We start from the raw sequence: 20,843 nt of genomic DNA, 5'->3' as shown, positions 1-20,843 counted from the left end.
CGGCTTACTTCGCCGTCGCCTCGTGGCTCACCTGCAGCTGATCGAACATGAATGCGAACATCTCCGACTGTTCGCGATAACGGCGGAACCGCCCCGACTTGCCGCCGTGGCCGGCGTCCATGTTGGTGCGGAACAGCACCGGCTGCGTGCCGGTATCCAGCGTGCGCAGCCGCGCCACGTACTTGGCCGGCTCCCAGTACTGCACCTGCGAATCCCACAGGCCGGTGCCGACGAACATCGCCGGGTACGCCTGCTTCTTCAGATTGTCGTAGGGCGAGTACGACAGCATGTACGCGTAGTAATCCTTCTTCTCCGGATTGCCCCACTCGTCGTACTCGTTGGTGGTCAGCGGGATGCTGGCGTCGAGCATCGTCGTCACCACGTCCACGAACGGCACCTGCGACAGGATCACCCGGTACTTGTCGGCGGCCATGTTGGTGATCGCGCCCATCAGCAAGCCGCCGGCGCTGCCGCCGTACGCGGCGACGCGGTCGGGCGCGGCGTAGCCGGCCTTGACCAGCGCATCGGTCACGTCGACGAAGTCGTTGAAGGTGTTCTGCTTCTTGAACAGCTTGCCGTTGTCGTACCACTGCCGGCCCATTTCCTGGCCGCCGCGGATGTGCGCGATGGCGTAGACCATGCCGCGGTCGAGCAGGCTGACGTTGGTGACCGAGAAGTTCGGATCGGTCGACATGCCGTAGCTGCCGTAGGCGTACTGCAGCATCGCCGCCTTGCCGTTCTTCTCGAAGCCCTTCTTGTAGACCAGCGACACCGGCACCTTGACGCCGTCGCGCGCGGTCGCCCAGAAACGCTCGGTGACGTACTTCTCCGGGTCGTAGCCGATCACCGGCTGGCGCTTGAGCAGCTTGCGCTCGCCGGTGACGGTGTTGAGCTCGTAGGTCGTCGCCGGCGTGGTCAGCGAGGTGTAGCTGTAGCGCAGCCACGGCGTGTCGTGCTCGGAGTTGATCGACAGGCCCATCGAGAACGCCGGCTCGTCGGCCTTGACGAACTCTTCCTTGCCGTCCTTGCCGCCCTCGCCCTTGTGGATCAGGCGCAGGCGTTCGAGCGCGTCGGAGCGCTCGGCCACCACGGTGAAGCCGTCGAACAGCTCGAAGCCTTCGATGAAGACGTCGTCGCGGTGGGCGATCCAGTCCTTCCATTCCTTGCGCGAACGCGCGCCGTCGGGCGCGACGACCAGCTTGAAGTTCGGCGCGGGCTTGCCGTCGGCGCCCGGCGCGTTGGTGCGGATCACCCAGCGGCCGTCGAGGCGGTCGGCCTGGTATTCCACGTCGCGCTCGCGCGGCGCCAGCACCGCGAATTCCTTCGGATCGGCGGCCGGCGCGCAGCGCATTTCGCTGGACACGGTGCTGTGCACGTCGATGCACAGGTAGGCGTCGTCGCGGGTGCGGCCCAGGCCCATGTAGAAGCTGTCGTCCTTTTCCTCGTAGACCAGGACGTCGCTGGCGGCCGGGGTGCCGAGCACGTGCTTCTTGACCCGCACGGTCAGCAGGGTTTCCGGGTCGTTCTCGATGTAGAACAGGGTCTTGTTGTCGTCGGCCCAGACGATGTCGGTGGACGCGCCTTCGATGGTGTCGGGATAGGTCTCGCCGGTGTCGAGGTTCTTGAAGCGGATGACGTACTGGCGGCGGCCGACCGCGTCGTCGGCCCAGGCGAGGATGCGGTTGTCCTGGCTGACTTCCATCGCGCCGACGCTGAAGTAGTCCTTGCCCTTGGCCATGACGTTGACGTCGAGCAGCACTTGTTCGGCCGCTTCCATCGCGCCCTTGCGGCGGGCGTGGATCGGATAGTCCTGGCCGGTCTCGAAGCGGGTGTAGTACCAGTAGCCGCGCTCGCGGTACGGCACCGAGCTGTCGTCCTGCTTGATGCGCCCGACGATTTCGCCGTAGAGCTTGTCCTCCAGCGGCTTGAGCGGCTTCATCACCGAATCGACGTAGGCGTTCTCGGCGTTGAGGTAGGCCAGCATGTCCGGGTTCTTGCGCTTGTCGTCGCGCAGCCAGTAGTACTCGTCCTGCCGCTGCGCGCCGTGCGGCGCCTTGACGGTGTACGGCTTCTTGGCCGCTTCGGGCGGCGCGGGCAGGCCGGCGGCGGTGGCGTTGAGGGTCGTGGTCATCAGAAGCGTGGCCGCTAAGGTGAAGAAAGTGGGTTTCATATGGGGTCCGCCGGGTGATTCCTCAATGTCGCAGGGCGCGGGGCCGGGAAACGCGTACGCAGGTCACGGATGAAGGGTGGGCGCGGCGTAGAGCCCGAGCGACGCAGGTCGTCGCCCCACCCCGTCGTTCCGGCGAAAGCCGGAATCCATTTTGCCGTTGCTCCGCCCTTGCGAGCCTAGCGGGAGCGAAGATCAAAATGGATTCCGGCTTTCGCCGGAATGACGGTGCTGGAGGGCGCCGGGTCGCGTTCGAGCCGCGAGCGCCAAGCGCGACTCGCCTGCCTACCCCTCGACCCGAACCGCCAATGCACCGCTCGACCCGCACCGCCAACGCACGAACGGGCGCCCGAAGGCGCCCGTCCGAAGTCGCGACCGACCGATGCCGCCGGCCGCGTCACTTGGCCAACTGTTCCCACAGGAAGGTGTAGGCCAGCGCGTTCATGTGCGCGGCCTGCGCGTTGTTGGCCGCGCCGCCGTGGCCGCCTTCGATGTTCTCGTAGTAGCGCACGTTGCTCTTGCCGGCGTCGAGCATCTTCGCCGCCATCTTGCGCGCATGGCCCGGATGGACGCGGTCGTCCTTGGTCGAGGTCATGAAGATCACCGGCGGATACTCGCGCTTGGCGTCGAACAGGTGGTACGGCGAGAAGGTCTGGATGAACGACCAGTCGGCGGTGTCCGGATTGCCGTACTCGGCCATCCACGAAGCGCCGGCCAGCAAGTGGCTGTAGCGCTTCATGTCGAGCAGCGGCACCTGCACCACGACCGCGCCGAACAGCTCCGGGTATTGGGTGAGCATGTTGCCGGTGAGCAGGCCGCCGTTGCTGCCGCCCTGCACGCCCAGGTGCGGGGTCGAGGTGATCTTGCGCTCGATCAGGTCGCGGCCGACCGCGGCGAAGTCCTCGTAGGCCTTGTGGCGGTTGGCCTTGAGCGCGGCCTGATGCCAGCGCGGGCCGTACTCGCCGCCGCCGCGGATGTTGGCGACCGCGTATACGCCGCCCTTCTCCAGCCAGCCCTTGCCGATGCCGCCGGAGTAGGCCGGGGTCAGCGAGATCTCGAAGCCGCCGTAGCCGTACAGCAAGGTCGGCGCCTTGCCGTCGAACTTCAGATCCTTCGGCCGCACCACGAAGTACGGCACGCGGGTGCCGTCCTTGCTGGTGGCGAAGTGCTGTTCGATCGCGTCCTTGGACGCGTCGAAGAAGCTCGGGTTGGTCTTCAGCGTTTCCGGCTTCTTGCCGATCTGCGCGAGCGCCAGCGTGGTCGGGGTGAGGTAGTCCGACGCCGTCAGCCACACCGCGTCGCTGTCGTCGCTGTCGACTTCGCTCACCGCCACGGTGCCGAACGCCGGCGCGCCGACGAATTCGCTGCGCTTCCACTCGCCCTGACCCGGCGTCAGCACGCTGAGCTTGTACTTGACGTCGTCGAGCACGTTGAGCACGAGGTGGTTGCGGGTCCAGGTGGTGCCCGCCAGCGAGGTGGTCGCGGTCGGCGCGAACAAGGTGATGAAGTCGCGCTTGCCGGCCATGAAGTCGTCGAAGCCGATCGCGATCAGGCTGCCCGACGCGTACTGCTTGCCGCCGGCTTCGTACGGATCGCGCAGTTCGGCCAGCAGCCATTCGCGGTGGACGAACTTGTTCGCCGAGTTCGGCAGATCGATCTTGGCGAGCTTGCCGTCCTTGCCGCGCAGGTACAGCTCGTCGTTGTAGAACGCCAGCGCGCGGGTGACGAAATCGCGTTCGAAGCCCGGGGTGTGGTCGCGGAACGCGGCCACCGCCATGTCGGCGTCCTTGCCTTCGTACACCGGCGTCGCCTGCGCCATCGGCGTGCCGCGCGTCCACAGGCGCACGGTGCGGGCGTAGCCGGAGGTGGTCATCGTGCCCTGGCCGAAATCGGTGGCCACGTACACATGGTCGCGGTCGACCCAGCTCAGGCTGCCCTTGGCCTCGGGACGGAAGAAGCCGTCCTTCACCCACGCCTTCGCAGTGAGGTCGAACTCGCGGGTCACGTCAGCGTCGGAGCCGCCGCGCGAGAGCGCGATCAGGCAGCGCTGGTACTCGGGCTTGAGGCATTCGGCGCCGTGCCAGACCCACTGCTCGTTCTCTTCGCGGTTGAGCGCGTCCAGATCGATCACCGTCTCCCACGCCGGCTTGGCCTTGCGGTATTCGTCCAGCGTGGTGCGGCGCCACAGGCCGCGCTGGTGCTGCGCGTCCTTCCAGAAGTTGTAGTAGTAGCCGCCGATCTTCTCGACGACGGGAATCTTGGCGTCGGAGTCGAGGATCGCGCGGATGCTCGATTCGAGCTGCTTGAACTGCGGCGTGGAGGCCAGTTCGGCCTCGGTCTTGGCGTTGCGCTCCTTCACCCAATCCAGCGCGCGCTTGCCTTCGACGTCTTCCAGCCAGGCATAGGGATCATCGGTCACTTTGTTCTCCTGGGCGGACGCCACGCCAGCGCTGGCGGCGGCGGCCAGGCCGGCCGCGAACAACAGGGACTGACAGCTCGGGGACATCTTCGGCATGGCGGTTCCGGGACATAGGAAGGCCGTCACGCTAACACAGGGCGCCCGGGGGGCCGCCCTGTCCTTGGTCATGTAGGGAGTTGCCGCATCTGGCGCGTTGCGCGGGCCGGAATCGGCGCCGCGCGAGGGGTTTCACGGGGGTGCCTCGGCCCGGCCGCGATGCTCGGCCGCTCGCGCCCGCGCGGCCGCCGCGAACGCGGGCGCCGACGCGCGAAGCGGCCGCGTGCCCCGTGCGTTCGCGAAGACTCAGGCCACCCGCGGCAACGGCCGCGCCGGGCTGCCCGGGCGGGCGCGGCGCCGCGCCTGCACCGCGCCGCGACGGCGCCGGCGCGCCGGTTCGGCGACGGCCGGCTCGTCCTCGCGCCGCCAAGACGGCAGCCGGAACCGGCGCAGCGCCCACCACGCCAGCGCCGGCATCGCCACCAGCCACAGCGGCAGCCAGCCGAGCACGGCGTGGTGGCCGCGCGCGGCCGGCAGCATCAGCACCAGCAGCGCGCCGATGGCGACGGCATAACCCAGCGCGGTATCGAGATCGGCGCGCAGGTCGGGCGTTTCGGCGATATCGCCGTCGAACTCGGGATCGATGCGGCGGGTGGATTCGAGGACGGTCATGGCCGGACTCCGGAAGCGCGGAAAGGAAGCAACTCGTGGTGAGTCCAACTTCCCGCCGCGCCGTCTCAGAGGCTGCGATATCGGTTGCCGCTCGTCGGAACCGCCGCCGCGGCGGCGCCCGGCCGGCTCAGTAACCGGCCTTGTCCAAGGCGATCTCGGCCTGCTCGCGGCCCAGCGCGATCAATTCCTTGGCGCGCCAGAACTCGTAGAACTGGCAGGCGTCGCGCGGAATGCGGATGACCAGTTCGGGCGGATCCAGCGCCAACTGCACGCGCGCGATCTGCGCCTGCATGGTGTCGAGCGAGCGCGCCATCAGCTCGCTGAAACTCAGTTCGTGCGGCGGCGCGTCGTCGGGCGGATCGATCGCGACCGGCTGGTTGCGGCGGAACCACCGCGTCAGCGGCGGCGGCTTGATCGAGGCGATCTGCGAAACCGGCACCGGCGCGTGGCGGCCGTCGCCGCCGGCGTGGTGGCCGAGCGCGCCGGTCGGCTGATCGGGCCAGCCGTGCATGTCCACCGCGATCAAACGGTGCGCGTCGGACAAGCGCGTGGCGGTGATCGGCAACGGCGCCAGCAAGCCGCCGTCGACCAACTCGCGGCCGTGCAATTCGTACGGGGTGAACACGCCGGGGATGGCGATGGAGGCGCGGATCGCGTCCCACAGATCGCCTTCGCGCAGCCACACCTCGCGCTGGCGCAGCAGATCGACCGCGACCGCGGTGAACTGCACCGGCAGTTCTTCGATGCGCGGCTCGCCGATCAGCTCGCGCAGCGCGTGCATGAGCCGGTCGCCGCGGAACAGCGCCGGCTGGCCGAACACCGGATCGAGCAGGCGCAGCATGTCGGTGCGGCTCATGCTGTAGAGCCAGTCGCGGTAGACCCCCATCTTGCCGGCGGCGAACAAGCCGCCGACCAGCGCGCCGCTGGAGGAACCGGCGACCGCGACGATGCGCAGCCCGCGTTCGAGCAGCGCTTCGATCACCCCGATCTGGGCCAGCCCGCGCGCGCCGCCGGCGCCGAGCACCAGCGCGACCGGCTCGCCCTTTTCGGCGTGGCCGGTCGGTTCGCTGCGCAATACGTCGGCGCCGGGCATCAGCGGCCGTAGTTGCTCAACGCGAGTTCCAGCATGGTCTTGGCCTGCTCGCGCAGCACCACCGGTTCGACGATCTCGGCGTCGTTGCCGTAATGCATCACGTCCATCAGCAGCTCGCGCCCGGCGCTGTAGGGCACCTTGAGCTCGTAGCGGCCGTCGGGCAGGAACCGGCCCTGCTGCTGCGAATGCCAGTGCTCGTCGGCGACCCAGCGCGCCGCCTTGGCGCTGAACAGGATCGTCGCCCAGCCCTTGGGCGCGCCGGAGAAGATGCCGTAGCTCGAAGCCAGATGCTGATCGAGCTCGTCGTCGGCGACGTCGCGCGCCGGCTCTTCGCCGATCTTGGCCGCGCTGATGCGGTCGACCGAGAAGCTGCGCAGCGCATCGCGTTCGTGGTCCCAGGCGTCGAGGTACCAGTTCTCGCGATAGTGCGTCAGCCGCTGCGGCGACACGCTGCGGCGGGTGCGCTCGTCGGTGGAGCGGGCGCGGTACTCGAAGGTCAGGCGCTTGCGGTCGAGCACGGCGGTGGCGACCGCGCGGAACGCGGTTTCGTCCTGGCGGCGGGTGCGGTGCGGGATCACCCGTACCCGCTCCACCGGCAGGCGGCGGCCGCCGGCGTGCTCGTCGAGCAGTTTCTCGATGCGCTGCTGCAACGGCGCCAGCGCGTTGGACAACACGCCTCCGCCGCTGCGCATGAGCAATTGCTGCGCGGCCAGCAGCGCGTGCAACTCTTCCGAGCTCAGCCACAGGCCGGGCAGCTCGAAGCGGTCGCCTTCGCTGGTGTCGTAGCGGAAGCCCGCTTCGCCGTTGCCGACCACCGGTGCCATCAGGTAGTCGCGCAGGTAGGCCAGATCCCGATAAACGGTCGCGCGCGAGCATTCCAGGTCCTCCTGGAGCCGCTGAACTGTGACCGGGTACCTGGCCGCAGTGAGAATCCGGTGCAACGCGTGAATGCGTTCGATACGTTCCATGTCGGCCGAGATATGGTGGAGTCGGTGGGGTCGCAACTAGCATGGCACCGGCCGCTGTCCGGCCGCCACCATCGAACCTGAGGATCCTACGTGATCAAGCCCTCAATATCCGCAACACTGGCCCCCGCGGTGCTGCTGCTCGGTCTGACCGCCTCCACCCTGGCCTGCGCCGGCCCGAAGGAGGAAGTGGTCGCCGCGGTGGACAAATTCCTCGCCGCCAAGAGCTACCACGCCAGCATGAGCATGGGTCCCGGCGCCGCCACCGAAACCGACTTCGTCGCGCCCGACCGCATGCGCGTGAAGCTGGGGACGATGGGCGATCAGATCCTGATCGGCAACACCATGTACATGACGCTGCAGGGCAAGACCAGCAAACAGCCCGCGCCCGGCGGCGGCGTCGCCGCCACCCGCAGCCGCGAGAAGGTGCTGGGCAACCTGCAAACCCTCAAGGTGACCGCGCTGGGCGACGAGGCCCTCGCCGGCGTGGCGACCAAGAAGTACAAGGTGGAGAACAGCCAGCCGAACAAGACCTCCTCGACCTTCTGGGTGGCCGCCGCCACCGGTTACCCGATGCAGGCGGTGAACGTGGCCGAGGTAGGAGGCAAGGCTTATACCTCGACTTTGAAGTACTCGCGTTACAACGACCCGAGCATCAAGATCGAAGCGCCGCCGGTGAAGTGATATTGGACACCGAACGCGTCGCATCGACTGCGACGGCGAGGCCGGGCCGCTGAGGCCCGGCCTTTTCTTTTGCGCGTCCGGTCGGTTCGCGGGTTCGTTCCGCGGCCATCGCGGCTCCTGCGCGTCGGGATTTGACGCAGTGCGGCAGAGCGGCTTCGGCGCCGCGCGTTCGTCCAGGATCGCCCGCGTTCGACTCGCCGATTTTGTGTTTTTTTGTTAGCCCGACGTGACGATCGCGCCACCGCCGCCGCACGCACCCACAAGCGCGCGGCCCGCGCAAGCTCGCCGCGGGCCGCCGCGGTGGGCACAATGCCCCGCATGCCAGGCTCCCGTTCTCGCCCAGCCGCTTCCGGCCCGTTCCCGTCCGACGCCGCCGGCCGCGTACCGTCCGAACCGGCGATCGATCTGTCGCCCTCGCCCGGCGACGAGGTCAAGACCACGACCTGCTACATGTGCGCCTGCCGCTGCGGCATCAAAGTGTGGCTGGCCGACGGACGCATCCGTTACATCCAGGGCAACCCAGAGCATCCGGTCAATCAAGGCGTGCTGTGCGCCAAGGGCTCGGCCGGGATCATGCAGCACTACTCGCCGGCGCGGCTGAGCAAGCCGCTGCTGCGGGTCGGCGAACGCGGCCGCGGCGAGTTCCGCGAAATCGAATGGGACGAAGCGCTGTCGCTCGCCGCCGGTTGGCTCGGCGCGATCCGCGAACGCAATCCCGACGAGCTGGCGTTCTTCACCGGCCGCGACCAATCGCAGGCGTTGACCGGTTGGTGGGCGCAGCAGTTCGGCACGGTCAACTACGCCGCGCACGGCGGTTTCTGCTCGGTCAACATGGCCGCCGGCGGGCTGTACTCGCTGGGCGGTTCGTTCTGGGAATTCGGCGAGCCCGATTGGGAGCACTCGCGCTATCTGATGCTGTGGGGCGTGGCCGAAGACCACGACTCCAATCCGATCAAGCTCGGCCTGGGCAAGCTCAAGGCGCGCGGGGCGAAGATCGTCGCGGTCAATCCGGTGCGCAGCGGCTACGGCGCGATCGCCGACGAGTGGATCGGGATCCGGCCGGGCACCGACGGCTTGTTCGCGTTCGCCTTGATCCATGAATTGCTGAAGGCGGATCGGATCGATCTGGATTACTTGGTGCGCTACACCAACGCGCATTGGCTGGTGCTGCGCGATCCGGGCGGCGCGCAGGACGGTTTGTTCGCGCGCGACGGCGAGGGCCGCGCGCTGTGTTGGGCGCGCGAGGAAACCGGAGGCCGCGCGCTTGCCGCCGACGCGGTCGGCCTTTCTCCCGCCGTCGTCGGCGAATACGTCCTCGCCGACGGCCGCCGCGCCGTGCCGGTGTTCCATCTCGTCGCCGAGCGCTACCTCGATCCGCAGTACGCGCCCGACGCGGTCGCCGAACGCTGCGGCATTCCCGCCGACACCATCCGCCGCATCGCCCGCGAACTCGCGCAAGCCGCGTTCGACGACCCGGTGCGCCTGCCCATCGCCTGGACCGACGCGCACGGCCGCGAGCACGCCGAGATGATCGGCCGCCCGGTCAGCCTGCACGCGATGCGCGGCATCAGCGCGCACAGCAACGGCTTCCACACCTGCCGCGCGCTGCACTTGCTGCAGTTGCTGCTCGGCGCGGTGGATACGCCCGGTTCGTTCCGCTATCAACCGCCCTACCCCAAGCCGATCCCGCCGCCGAACCGTCCGGGGCGCAAGCGCCAGGACAACGGCGCGCTCGACGCCGCGCCGCTGGGCTTCGTGCACGGCCCCGAGGATCTCGTCGTCGACGCCGACGGCGAACCGCGCCGCATCGATCACGCGTTCTCCTGGGCCTATCCGCTGTCCGCGCACGGCATGATGCACAGCGTGATCCGCAACGCCTGGGCCGGCGATCCGTACAAGATCGACACGCTGATGATGTTCATGGCCAACATGAGCTGGAACTCGGCGATGAACACCCGCCAGACCATCGGCTGGCTCACCGACAAGGACGACAACGGCGACTACCGCATCCCGCGCATCATCTACGCCGACGCCTACGCCTCGGAGATGACCGCCTACGCCGATCTGGTGCTGCCCGACACGACCTACCTGGAACGCTTCGACGCGATCAGCCTGCTCGACCGGCCGATCTCCGACGCGGACTCGGCCTGCGACGCGATCCGCCATCCGGTGCTCGACGCGGCCGAGCAAGCGCCGGGGCGCGATGTGCGCGGCTTCCAGTCGGTGCTGCTCGACCTCGGCGCGCGCATCGGTTTGCCCGGCATGACCCACGACGACGGCAGCGCGCGTTACCGCGACTACGCCGACTACATCGTCCGCCACGAGCGCGCGCCCGGCGTCGGCCTGCTCGCCGGCTGGCGCGGCGAGCACGGCGAACTGCACGCCAAGGGGCCGCCGAATCCCGAGCAGTTGCAGCGCTACATCGACAACGGCGGCTTCTGGCGCGGCCACGTGCCGGAGGCGGCGCGCTACTACAAGATGAGCAACCGCGCGTATCTGGACTGGGCGCAGAAGCTCGGCTTCCTCGGCCACGCCGATCCCATCGTCTTGCAGCTGTATTCGGAAACCTTGCAGAAGTTCCGCCTCGCCGCGCTCGGCCACGGCGCGCAGCAGCCGCCGGCGCGGCATCGCGAGCGCGTGGCGACGTATTTCGATCCGCTGCCGATCTGGTACGAACCCTTCGAGGGCGCGCAAGTCGAGGACGGCGCCGCGCGCTTCCCGCTCAGCGCGGTGACCCAGCGGCCGATGTTCATGTACCACGCCTGGGGTTCGCAGAACGCGTGGCTGCGCCAGATCGCCGCGCGCAATTATCTGTACCTGCATCCCGACACCGGCGCGCGCCACGGCATCGCCGACGAGGATTGGATCGACGTGGAATCGCACCACGGCCGCATCCGCGTGCAGGCCAAGTTCGCCGGCAACGTTCAGCCCGACACGGTCTGGACCTGGAACGCGATCGGCAAGCGCCGCGGCGCGTGGAAGCTGGACAAGAACGCGCCGGAAGGCCGCAAGGGCTTCCTGCTCAACCACCTCATCAGCGACGTGACGCCGCGCGGCGACTACGCCAACGCCGATCCGGTCACCGGCCAGGCGGCGTGGTTCGATCTGCGCGTGGCGATCCGCAAGGCCGGCGACGCCGCCGACGCGCAATCGCGGCCGCAATTCGATCCCTTGCCGGGACCGGCCGCCGACGACCGGCCGCTGCGTTACGGCGTAGAGTTCCGGCAACGGCGATGACCCACCGCACGACCGCACCAAGGCCAAGGAAGCGACCGAGCATGACCGCACACCGCACCGCGCCGCAGCGCACCGCGCCGACGAAGGCCGCCCGATGAAGGCGGCGCGCATCTTCGCCGGCCTGCTATGCATCCTCGCCAGTTTCGCGGTGATCGCGCTGCTCGGCTTCGGCACGATGGACCCGGCCGCGCCGGCCTCGGCGACGCCGGCGCTGGCGGCGTTGCTGCCGAGCGTGGCGCTGGGCCTGTCGGTGTTCGCGGTCGGCCTGTGGCTGCTGTTCGGAGGACGCAAGCGATGACCGCGCTGCCGCCGCCGTCGAAGAAAAAGCTCGGGCTGGTGATCGATCTGGACACCTGCGTGGGCTGCCACGCCTGCGCGGTGAGCTGCAAGGAGTGGAACGCCGGCGGTTTCGCCGCGCCGCTGACCGACGAGCGTCCATACGGCGAGGATCCCAGCGGCGTGTGGTTCAACCGCGTGCACAGCTACGAGCTGGCGCCGGAACCGGCGAGCGGCGGCTGCGGCGGCGCGCCGGCGACCGCGGCGCAACCGGCGATGACCTTGCATTTCCCGCGTTCGTGCCTGCATTGCGAACAACCGGCCTGCGTCACCGTGTGCCCGACCGGCGCCAGCTTCAAGCGCGCCGAGGACGGCATCGTGCTGGTCGACGAGGACAAGTGCATCGGCTGCAAGCTGTGCTCGTGGGCCTGCCCGTACGGCGCGCGCGAGTACAGCGCGGTCGAGGGCGTGATGAAGAAATGCACGCTGTGCATCGACCGCATCTACAACGAGAATTTGTCCGAAGCCGAACGTCAGCCGGCGTGCGTGCAGGCCTGCCCGACGCGCGCGCGGCATTTCGGCGATCTCGGCGACCCGGAGTCGGCGGTGTCGAAGCTGGTGGCCGAGCGCGGCGGCGTCGATCTGATGGCGCAGTTGGGTTACCAGCCGACCAACAAATACCTGCCGCCGCGGCCGCGCCGCGCCGAGGAAACGCGCGCGCCGGCGCCGCCGCAGGAAACGCTCGATCCGCAAGCGCTGCCGACGGTGCTGCGCTGGCTCGACAAGGTGCTGTCGCGATGACGGCGGCGCCCGACCGCCGTCGCCGCGCGCTTTCGTCCTAACCATCCGGCTTGGCTGACCCATGCATCCCGCTTTCTCGGTCATTTTCTTCACCACGCTGTCCGGCGCCGGCTACGGCCTGATGGCGTGGCTCGGCGCGCTGGTGTTGCTGCAGCACGGCGGCCCCGGCGGCGCGCCCGAACTGCCGCTGCGCGCGCTGGGAATCGGATTGGTAGCGGCGCTGCTGCTGGTCACCGTCGGCCTGCTGAGTTCGACCGCGCATCTGGGCAAGCCGCTGCGCTCGTGGCGCGCGTTCTCGCAATGGCGCACCTCGTGGTTGTCGCGCGAGGGCGTGATGGCGGTGATCGCTTACGTGCCGGCGCTGGCGCTGCTGGCGTGGTTGCTCGCGCTGAGTCCCGAACGCGCGCTGCCGGCGGCGTGGCCGCTCGCCGCGGGCGCGGCGCTGACGCTGTGCGCGCTGCTGACGGTGGCGTGCACGGCGATGATCTACGCCTCGCTGCCGCCGATTCCGGCGTGGCGGCATCGGTTGGTGGTGCCGGTGTATCTGGCGTTCGCCGCGCTCAGCGGCGCGGCCCTGCTCGGCGCGCTGCCGGGCGCGTTCGGCGCCGGCCGCGTCGCGGCCGCGGCGGTGGCGTTGCTGGCGCCGCTGACCGGCGTGTTGAAGTGGCGCTATTGGGTCGCGATCGACCGCGAGCCGTTGCCGGTGAGCCGCGGCGACGCGCTCGGTTTGCCGGGACGCCGGCCGTCGGTGTTCGAGCGTTCGCATACCGAGGACAACTACCTGACCCGCGAGATGGGGTACGTGCTGGCGCGCAAGCATGCGGCGAAGTTGCGGCGGATCGGCGCGGCCTTGTTCGCGGTGGCGCCGTGCGTGTTGGCGTCGCTCGCGCTGGCGTTGCCGGCGGCGGGCGGCGCGTTGATGGGCGCGGCGGCGGTGTCGGTGCTGCTCGGCGCGCTGGTCGAGCGGTGGCTGTTTTTCGCGCAGGCGCGGCATGTGGTGACGCTTTATTACTGAGGGGCGGTCGAGCGCGGCTTCGCGCTTTCGTCGTCGGCCGTGGGTTCGCGGTCGCAGCTTGCGCAGCTCCTACAAGGGCTTTGGGGCTGAATAACCTGAATTTGTGACTGTCTTCACATTAACTTATGCATAGTCTCCGAACCGCCGGAACCACCGGCGGTTTTTTTTGTTCATCGATTCGGAGTCGTTGCATGCATAAGTTGTTCGCCGCCGCCGCGCTGTGCGCCGCGTTTTCGCCCCTCGCCCACGCCCAGGACGCCGCCCGCAAGGACGGCTGGAGCGGCAACGGCGAGCTGGGTCTGGCCATTTCCAAGGGCAATACCGACAGCCAGACCCTGATCGGCAAGCTCAACATCGCCAAGGAAGACGCGCAGTGGAAGCACTCGGCCGGCGCCTCGTTCCTGTACGGCAAGCAGGACGACAAGGAAAGCGCGCGCCGCTACGAGCTCTTCGGCAGCAGCGGCTATCGCCTGGGCGCACGCAGCTACGTGTTCGGTTCGGCGCGCAACGAGCGCGACCACTTCACCGCCAACGAATACCAGTGGACCGTCGCGGCCGGCTACGGCTTCGAGGCGATCAAGACCAAGGACACCCACCTGACCTTCGAGATCGGCCCGGGTTACCGCTGGGCCAAGCTGCAGGATCTGCGCGAGCACAACAACGAAGCCATCGCCCGCGGTTTCATGGATTTCGGCCACAAACTCACCGACACCACTTCGGTCTACAACACCTTGCTGATCGAAGCCGGCAGCGACAACACCTACGCGCGCAACGACCTGGGCCTGCTGGTGAAGATGACCGACGCGCTGGCGCTCAAGGCCGGGCTGGAAGTGCGCCACAACACCGATGTGCTGCCGGGGACCAAGAAGACCGATACGTTGACGACGATGAATGTGGTGTACGGGTTCTGATCGGACGAGAGCAACGAGTGGAGAGGAACGAGGAACGAGTGAGTTGGGACGTTCTGGGTTTTTCTCGGGGCGGGTTCGTCTCCGCTCGTTTTTGCTTCGCGTGGATGCCGAGCGCATCGATGGCGAACGCCGCCCCTGGCCTTAGGCCGGGGCGGTTCGCTCGCTGCGGTTGGCGGCGGGTCGCGAGACCCGCCGAGCCGCGTCACCGCCTGCGTGACCGAAACCTGTCCGGCGCGTGCCCGGTCGCAGTCCTGTAATCGGTTTCATGGCATTATCCTGGGCTGTTCCTCGGCCACTCTCCAGACGATGCTCGGTGCAATCGGGCTCGCCCTGCTCGGCGCGCCTCTGGTCACATTGCCGACGCCCGCTTACGGCGGCGACCCGACGCTGATCGCGATCGCGAGCGATCCGGCGCAGATGCGCTTGTATTGCTTCTCGACCCGCTGCGGCGACGAGGAATGGCGCGCGGCGATGGCGCGCACCAGCCGCCTGCCCGACATCGACCCGGCCGAGTTGCCGCCGCTGCGGCCGAACGTGGCCCTGCCCGGCCAGCAGCGCGTCGGCATCGGCGGCGTCAGCGCCCCGGCCAGTTCGCGCGAGAGCCGCGCGATGTACTCCAACGATTACCGCATCGGCACCCGCTACGGCGTCCAGGCCATGCGCGACGGCCCGACCCAGATCGGCCTGAGCTTCGGCGCCGGCTACCGTCTGGCGCCGCTGTACGACGACGGCATCAACCGCACCGGCGCGGTGTTCCGCGGCGAGCTCAACCTCGGCCAGCAACTCGGCGAGCGCGCGCGCTGGACCCAGCGCGTGCAGTTCGAGAGCGGCAGCGGCGCGACCTTCGTCAAACAGTCGGTGCGGCTGGACGTGGACGTCTACCCGAACTGGAAACTGGAAACCGACTTCGCCATCCGCCACGACAACAAGGGCGGCGGCGGCAGCGAGAGCGCGGAAAGCTCGATCGAGTTGATCCGCCGGTTCTGAGGCGCGACGACGGGCTTGGGGCTTCGAGGACGCCCGCTCGGGACGTCGCGCGACGACGGACGCGACGCTCGAGAATCGAAGCCTCTCGGCGTTTCAGCGCCTTCGCGAGCCGTATCGCGTTCGCTTGAGCTCGCCGCGCGGCTCAACCCGAATGCGCGCGCGCTGCGCCGTTGCGCGTCTTCGTTCCGGCGAATTTCTTCGAAACGCTCGCGTGCTGCGACGACGCCGCGAACAGACCCCGCAGACGCAAGTCTTCTCCCGAGTTCCCGCAACTCGGGCACCGCTGCGCAGCCCTTCGTCGAGTCGCTCCCGTGCTGCGACGCGCGGCGAAACAGGCTCGCAAACGCTGGCCCATGCTTGGAGTCGGCGACTCGCGCACGGCGGCGCCGCGTGCGGACCTCCGGTTTCCGCACGAATCGCCGCGCGGCTTCAGACATGAAAGCGCCGAGGCAGGTCATTTCCCGCCGGCGAACTCCGCTCAATCGTCCTCGCCGACCTCGCCCTGCAACGACGCGGCGATGAACTCGCCCGCGCCCTGCGCCAGCAGCTTCTGCGCCACTTCGATGCCCAGGCACTGCGGCGCGTCGCCGCGGCCTTCGCCGTGCGCGCGCACGCTGCGGCCGTCGCTCGCGGAGCCGACCGCGCCGTCCAGGCGCAGGTGTTCGCCGTCGAGCCGCGCGTACGCGGCGACCGGCACGTGGCAGCTGCCGTGCAGGCTGCGGTTCATCGCCCGCTCGGCTTCCACGCAGGTGCGGGTAGCGACGTGGTCGAGCGCGGCGCACAGGTCGCGGATGGCGAGGTCGTCCTCGCGGCATTCCACCGCGATCGCGCCCTGCGCCGGCGCCGGCAGCCACTGCGGCGCTTCCAGCCGGCGGCGGATGCGCGCGTCCAGGCCCAGCCGCTGCAAGCCGGCGCAGGCCAGGACGATGGCGTCGTAGTCACCGGCGTCGAGCTTGCCCAGGCGGGTGTTGACGTTGCCGCGCAAGTCCAGCAATTGCAGGTCGGGGCGCAGCGCGCGCAGTTGCGCTTGGCGGCGCAGCGAGGAAGTGCCCACGCGCGCGCCGGGCGGCAGTTGCTCGATGCCGTCGTGACGATTGCTGACGAAGGCGTCGGCGTAATCGGCGCGTTCGAGCACGGCCGGCAGGGCGAAGCCCGCGTCCAGTTCCATCGGCACGTCTTTCAGCGAATGCACGGCGCAGTCGGCGTCGCCGCGCTGCATCGCCAGCTCCAGTTCCTTGAGGAACAGGCCCTTGCCGCCGATGGCCGCGAGCGAGCGGTCCAGCACTTCGTCGCCGCGGGTGCTCATCGGCACCAGGGTCACGGTGAGGCCGGGGTGCGCGGCGCGCAGGCGTTCGGCGACGTGCTCGCTCTGCCACAGGGCGAGCGGGCTTTTGCGGGTGGCGATGCGCAGGGTCTTCATGGCGGCATTATCGCCGCTGCGGCGGGTCGGGGCCAAAGGGGACGAGACCTACGCGAAATCCCCGGTCTGCGGTCGCCGCCGTCGCGGCGGCACCAGCCCCTGTAGGAGCGGCGCGAGCCGCGACCGCGCCAATGCGGTCACGGCGAAACCGGCCTATGCCGGCGTCCCGGGACACGAAGGTTCGACGCGGTCGGGCGCTCCGCGGTCGCGGCTTACGCCGCTCCTACAGGGGGCCACCGGCGAGCGGGCCGCCCGCGGCGATCACAGATGCTTGAGGGTCTCGCGCAACGCGGCCACGCAGCGCCGGCTGACTTCCAGCGGCTGCTTGCCGTGGCGCAGGATCGCCTGCACGTGGCCTTCGGCGTTGCGCTTGAGTTCGACGATCTCGTGCCGCGCCACCAGGCAATTGCGGTGGATGCGCACGAAGCGTTCGCCGAATTCGTCCTCCAGCGACTTGAGCGATTCCTCGATCAAATCTTCGCCGCGGGCGTGGTGGACGATCACGTACTTCTCTTCGGCGTGCAGGTAATGCACGTCCTCGATCGGGATCAGGCGCAGGCTGCCGCGCAAGCGCGCGCACAGGTGGCTGCGCACTTGCCCGGGCGCGGTCTCGCCGTCGCCGGCGCGCTCGCGGCCGGCGGCGAAGGTGCGCACGCGCTCGAGCGCGGCGTCCAGGCGCTCGGGGCGCACCGGCTTGACCAGATAGTCGATGGCCTCGGCGTCGAACGCCGACAGCGCGTGCGCGTCGTAGGCGGTGCAGAACACCACCGCCGGGCGCGGCTCGAACGCGGCCAGATGGCGCGCGGCCTCCAGGCCGTCGATGCCGGGCATGGCGATATCCAGCAGGACCAAATCCGGCCGGTGTTCGGCGCAGGCGTGCAGGGCGTGCTGGCCGTCGGCGGCTTCGGCGACGACCTCCACGTCCGGGCGTTGCGCCAGCAGGCCGCGCAGGCGCTCGCGCGCCAACGGTTCGTCGTCAGCGATCACCACTCTCATGGCCAGCCTCGCACCCTTCATCGGCTCTGCGCCTCCACCCCGGTCGGCACGTGCAGTTCGCACAGATAGTAGCCCCCGTCCCATCCTGCGGTCATCCGCGCCGTGGGTCCATAGGCATAGCGCAGGCGCTGGCCGATGCTGTGCTGGGCGTGGCGGGCGCCGGCGCGGCCCTCGGCGGGGGCCGGGGCGGGGTTGCGGATGCGCAGCAGCAGGTGGTCGCTGAGCTGGGTCAGCTCGATTTCGACCTCGCCGCCCCCGGGCAGGCGCGAGACCCCGTGCAGGACCGCGTTCTCCACCAGCGGCTGCAGCACCAGCCGCGGCAGCGGCATTTTCCACGGCAGCGGCTCGCGCTTGCGCCAGATCACCCGCAGCCGCTCGCCCAGGCGCAGCTGCTCGATGGCCAGATAGCGCTCGGCCAGCTCGACCTCCTCGGCCAGGCTGGAATCGCTCTTGGACGCGCCCAGCGCGGCGCGGAACAGGTCCGACAGGTCCAGCACCGCGCGCTCGGCCACGACCGGGTCGCTGCGCACCAGCCCGGCGATGGTGTTCATGCTGTTGAACAGGAAATGCGGCTTGATCCGCGCCTGCAGCGCCTCGACCTCGGCGCGGGCGTTGGCCCGCACCTGCGCTTTCCAGCTGTCGTTGACGTACAGATAGCGCAGCACCACGCTCACCGCGAGGATGGCGATGGCGGCGGTGCCGCCGACGAAGCGGCCGAAGCCGGTGCCGGCCGGGATCAGGCCGATGCCGCTGATCGAGTCGATCGAATGGGTGGCCGCGGCGACCACCGCGGCGATGGCCGCGGCGGTGGCGGTGGCGATGAAGCCGCCGACCCCGGGCGGCAGCCGCGACAGGTGCCGGCGCGAGACGCACAGCAGCACCGAGATCGCCAGCGCCAGCCACAGGGCGAAGGCGCTCGACGAGACGAAGCGGGTCAGGTTCCAGCGGCTGCCGTCCGGCGCCAGCGCCAGCACGATCACGATCAGCTCGGCCATGCTCAGCATGACCACCAGCCGCGGCAGCCGGCACAGGTCCGGCAGCCAGGGTTCGGGCTCGTTCGCGGGCGTGCCGGTGCGCGGGTCGGCCATGGCGCGGGGCTCGGCGGGACGGATCAGGCCGCAGCGAAGCGCTGGGCGATCCAGTCGCCGACGGCGGCGAGTTCTTCCTCGCTGGCCTCGTGCTGGATCGGGTAATCGCGCCATTCCACCGCGAAGCCGCGCTCGCGCAGCTGGGCCGCGGCGGTTTCGCCGTAGCGGTACAGCACCAACGGGTCGTGGCGGCCGTGGGCCATGTAGATGGGCTGGCGCAGGGCGGCGTCGGACACCTGGGCCAGTTGCCGCTCCGGCGCCGGCAGGTAGCTCGACAGCGCGGCCAGACCGGCCAGCGGCTCGCTCCGGCGCGCGCCGGCGGCCAGGGTCATCACCGCGCCCTGGGAAAAGCCGCCGAGCACGATCCGGTTCGGCGGCACGCCGCGCTCGCCCTCGCGCGCGATCAGCGCGTCGATCAGCCCGACCGAGGCGTCGATGCCGCCCTGATCGGCGCGGTTGTCGATGCCGCTGAAGTCGTGGATGTCGTACCAGGCGCGCATGCGCATGCCCTGGTTGGCGGTGACCGCGCGCACCGGCGCGTGCGGCAGCACCACGCGCACGGTCGGCCAGTTCGGCCGCACCAGCAGCTCCATCGCCGACGCCCAGCCTTCGCCGCTGTCGCCCAGGCCGTGCAGCCACAGCAGGGTGTGGGTCGGCTCGGGGCCGTTTTGCAGTTCCAGGGCGTCGAGCGGGGCGGGGGCGGCGGTCGTCATGCGCGGCATTGTGGCCGCTCGCGCCGACCGCGCCAACCGCACGGCCGGCCCCGCCGCGCCGGGCTCAGCGCTTGGGCAGCTTGAAGTTCAAGGTGCGCCGGGCCGAATGGCTGTCGCCGCTGGCCTCGAAGCGCAGCCGCGACACCGCCGCTAGCGCGGCCTCTTCGAACACCCCGGCCGGCTGCGCCGAGACCACCCGCGCCGAACCGACGCTGCCGTCGGGCTGGATGGTGAAGGCGACATCGACGCTGCCTTCCAGCTTGCGGTTCATCGCGGTCAGCGGGTAACGCGGGCTGGCGTCGGCGATCAGGCGCGGCATCGCCTTGGCCGGCGCCGCCGGCTTGGCCGCGGGCGGCGCCGCGGCGGCGACCGGGGCCGCGGGCGCGGGCGACGCCCCCGGAATCGGCGCGGCCGGGGTCGAAGCGCGCGCGGCGGCTTCGTCGGCCGCGGCGGCGCTGGCGTTGGCCTGGGCCTTGAGCGCGGCGTTGGCCGCGGCGGTGCGCTGCGCGGCCTGGGTGCGCGCCTGCGCGGCCGCGTCGGTGCGCTCGGTCGCCAGCCGCTCGGCGTCTTCGCGGGTGCGCTTGTCCTGCGCGGCTTGCGCCGCGCGCAGGCCCTCGCGCAGACGCGGCAGCGCCGGCGCCTGCGGGTCCATGCGCGCGAGCAGGCCGGTCAGGCGCTGGGATTCGGTCAGATCGCCGTCGGCCAACGCCTGTTCGCCGGCGATGACCACATACGGCTGCAATTCGGTCAGCGCGGCGGCGACATCGGCGTGGCCGGGGTCCTTCTCGCGCAGCGCCAGATAGAAATCGACCGCGCTGTCGCCGGCCGGGGTGTGGATGCGCTGCTCGCGCAAAGCCCGCGCCGCGCGTTCGCGCAAACCGCCGGCATCGAGTTCGTCCAGGGCCGGCGGCAAGGCCGCGGCGGCGTCCGCGGCGGGCGCGGCCGGCGCTTGCGCGGCGGCGGCTTCGGCCGGGGGTTTGCCGGAACCGCATCCGGCGGACAACGCGCTCAATCCGAGCGCGGCGCTCAACCACGCGGCGCGGGACCACTGTTCCGCGCCGCGGCGGCGCGCACCCGAGCCCTGGCCGGCGGCGCTGCGCACCGGCTCGATCACAACCTTCACTGCCAACCCCCTGTACCGCCGAACTGCAAAATGCGCGCGCAGCTTAGGTCGGGGATGTGACGCGCTGACTGCATCGCCCTGACCTTCCGGATGGAAAAACTCCACCTGCGCCTTCGGGCGTCCTGCCGCGCGGCGCGGATTATGGCGACGCCGCCGCGGCGGCGCGATGCGCAATCGGTCCACTGGCGGTTGCGGCCTGAGGTCGCAGGGCTCGCATGGCCGCGCACAAAGAGTGCGAAT

The 20,843-nt window shown here is 69.8% G+C and carries 17 protein-coding genes; 7 read left to right on the top strand and 10 right to left on the bottom strand.

What is annotated here, in order from left to right:
- Positions 1-4 precede the first annotated feature (4 nt).
- From J5226_RS07800 to J5226_RS07780, 5 genes are all read right to left on the bottom strand, one after another.
- On the bottom strand, positions 5-2,170 hold the full coding sequence (locus J5226_RS07800; RefSeq protein WP_215839316.1) for a S9 family peptidase: 2,166 nt from the start codon (positions 2,168-2,170) through the stop codon (positions 5-7).
- A 394-nt stretch (positions 2,171-2,564) separates the two neighbouring features.
- Positions 2,565-4,673, bottom strand: coding sequence for a prolyl oligopeptidase family serine peptidase (locus tag J5226_RS07795; protein WP_255323095.1), 2,109 nt, complete (start codon positions 4,671-4,673; stop codon positions 2,565-2,567).
- 255 nt (positions 4,674-4,928) lie between these two features.
- A complete protein-coding gene (locus J5226_RS25360) occupies positions 4,929-5,294 on the bottom strand; it encodes a hypothetical protein (protein WP_255323022.1) in 366 nt (121 codons plus the stop codon).
- 127 nt (positions 5,295-5,421) lie between these two features.
- Positions 5,422-6,387 carry a patatin-like phospholipase family protein gene (locus tag J5226_RS07785; protein WP_215839312.1) on the bottom strand — a complete coding sequence of 322 codons (966 nt, stop codon included), beginning with the start codon at positions 6,385-6,387 and terminating at the stop codon, positions 5,422-5,424.
- Positions 6,387-7,355, bottom strand: coding sequence for a YafY family protein (locus tag J5226_RS07780; RefSeq protein ID WP_215839310.1), 969 nt, complete (start codon positions 7,353-7,355; stop codon positions 6,387-6,389). Before J5226_RS07780 ends, J5226_RS07785 begins: the two co-directional genes overlap by 1 nt.
- 90 nt (positions 7,356-7,445) lie before the next feature.
- Between J5226_RS07780 and J5226_RS07775 the strand changes: the two genes are divergently transcribed.
- The 7 genes from J5226_RS07775 (at position 7,446) to J5226_RS07745 (ending at position 15,263) form a co-directional block, all read left to right on the top strand.
- On the top strand, positions 7,446-8,036 hold the full coding sequence (locus tag J5226_RS07775; RefSeq protein WP_215839309.1) for a hypothetical protein: 591 nt from the start codon (positions 7,446-7,448) through the stop codon (positions 8,034-8,036).
- 318 nt (positions 8,037-8,354) lie between these two features.
- Positions 8,355-11,273, top strand: a complete 2,919-nt coding sequence (locus J5226_RS07770) for a molybdopterin oxidoreductase family protein (RefSeq protein ID WP_215839307.1) — start codon at positions 8,355-8,357, stop codon at positions 11,271-11,273.
- 94 nt (positions 11,274-11,367) lie between these two features.
- Positions 11,368-11,571 carry a hypothetical protein gene (locus J5226_RS07765; RefSeq protein ID WP_215839305.1) on the top strand — a complete coding sequence of 68 codons (204 nt, stop codon included), beginning with the start codon at positions 11,368-11,370 and terminating at the stop codon, positions 11,569-11,571.
- Positions 11,568-12,350: a 4Fe-4S dicluster domain-containing protein gene (locus J5226_RS07760; RefSeq protein ID WP_215839303.1), complete on the top strand. Its 783-nt coding sequence runs from the start codon at positions 11,568-11,570 to the stop codon at positions 12,348-12,350. The genes J5226_RS07765 and J5226_RS07760 overlap by 4 nt, the downstream gene beginning before the upstream one ends.
- A 61-nt stretch (positions 12,351-12,411) precedes the next feature.
- On the top strand, positions 12,412-13,365 hold the full coding sequence (locus J5226_RS07755) for a DmsC/YnfH family molybdoenzyme membrane anchor subunit (RefSeq protein ID WP_215839301.1): 954 nt from the start codon (positions 12,412-12,414) through the stop codon (positions 13,363-13,365).
- 191 nt (positions 13,366-13,556) lie between these two features.
- Positions 13,557-14,276 carry a DUF481 domain-containing protein gene (locus tag J5226_RS07750; RefSeq protein ID WP_215839299.1) on the top strand — a complete coding sequence of 240 codons (720 nt, stop codon included), beginning with the start codon at positions 13,557-13,559 and terminating at the stop codon, positions 14,274-14,276.
- Between the two features lie 306 nt (positions 14,277-14,582).
- A complete protein-coding gene (locus J5226_RS07745) occupies positions 14,583-15,263 on the top strand; it encodes a DUF481 domain-containing protein (protein WP_215839297.1) in 681 nt (226 codons plus the stop codon).
- 478 nt (positions 15,264-15,741) lie between these two features.
- Here the strand turns inward: J5226_RS07745 and hemC are convergent, their stop codons facing one another.
- The 5 genes from hemC to J5226_RS07720 form a co-directional block, all read right to left on the bottom strand.
- On the bottom strand, positions 15,742-16,683 hold the full coding sequence (hemC, locus tag J5226_RS07740) for a hydroxymethylbilane synthase (protein WP_215839295.1): 942 nt from the start codon (positions 16,681-16,683) through the stop codon (positions 15,742-15,744).
- Between the two features lie 261 nt (positions 16,684-16,944).
- Entirely contained in the window at positions 16,945-17,679 is a 735-nt protein-coding gene (locus J5226_RS07735) for a LytTR family DNA-binding domain-containing protein (RefSeq protein ID WP_215839293.1), read from the bottom strand.
- Between the two features lie 17 nt (positions 17,680-17,696).
- Positions 17,697-18,767 carry a histidine kinase gene (locus J5226_RS07730; RefSeq protein ID WP_215839291.1) on the bottom strand — a complete coding sequence of 357 codons (1,071 nt, stop codon included), beginning with the start codon at positions 18,765-18,767 and terminating at the stop codon, positions 17,697-17,699.
- 23 nt (positions 18,768-18,790) lie between these two features.
- On the bottom strand, positions 18,791-19,480 hold the full coding sequence (locus tag J5226_RS07725) for an alpha/beta fold hydrolase (RefSeq protein ID WP_215839289.1): 690 nt from the start codon (positions 19,478-19,480) through the stop codon (positions 18,791-18,793).
- Between the two features lie 64 nt (positions 19,481-19,544).
- Entirely contained in the window at positions 19,545-20,603 is a 1,059-nt protein-coding gene (locus J5226_RS07720) for an energy transducer TonB (RefSeq protein WP_215839288.1), read from the bottom strand.
- Positions 20,604-20,843 lie beyond the last annotated feature (240 nt).

This window comes from Lysobacter sp. K5869, from assembly GCF_018847975.1.
GTDB lineage: Bacteria > Pseudomonadota > Gammaproteobacteria > Xanthomonadales > Xanthomonadaceae > Lysobacter.
Note: the sequence above shows the minus strand (reverse complement) of the source record. Positions and strands in the feature narration are given on the sequence as shown.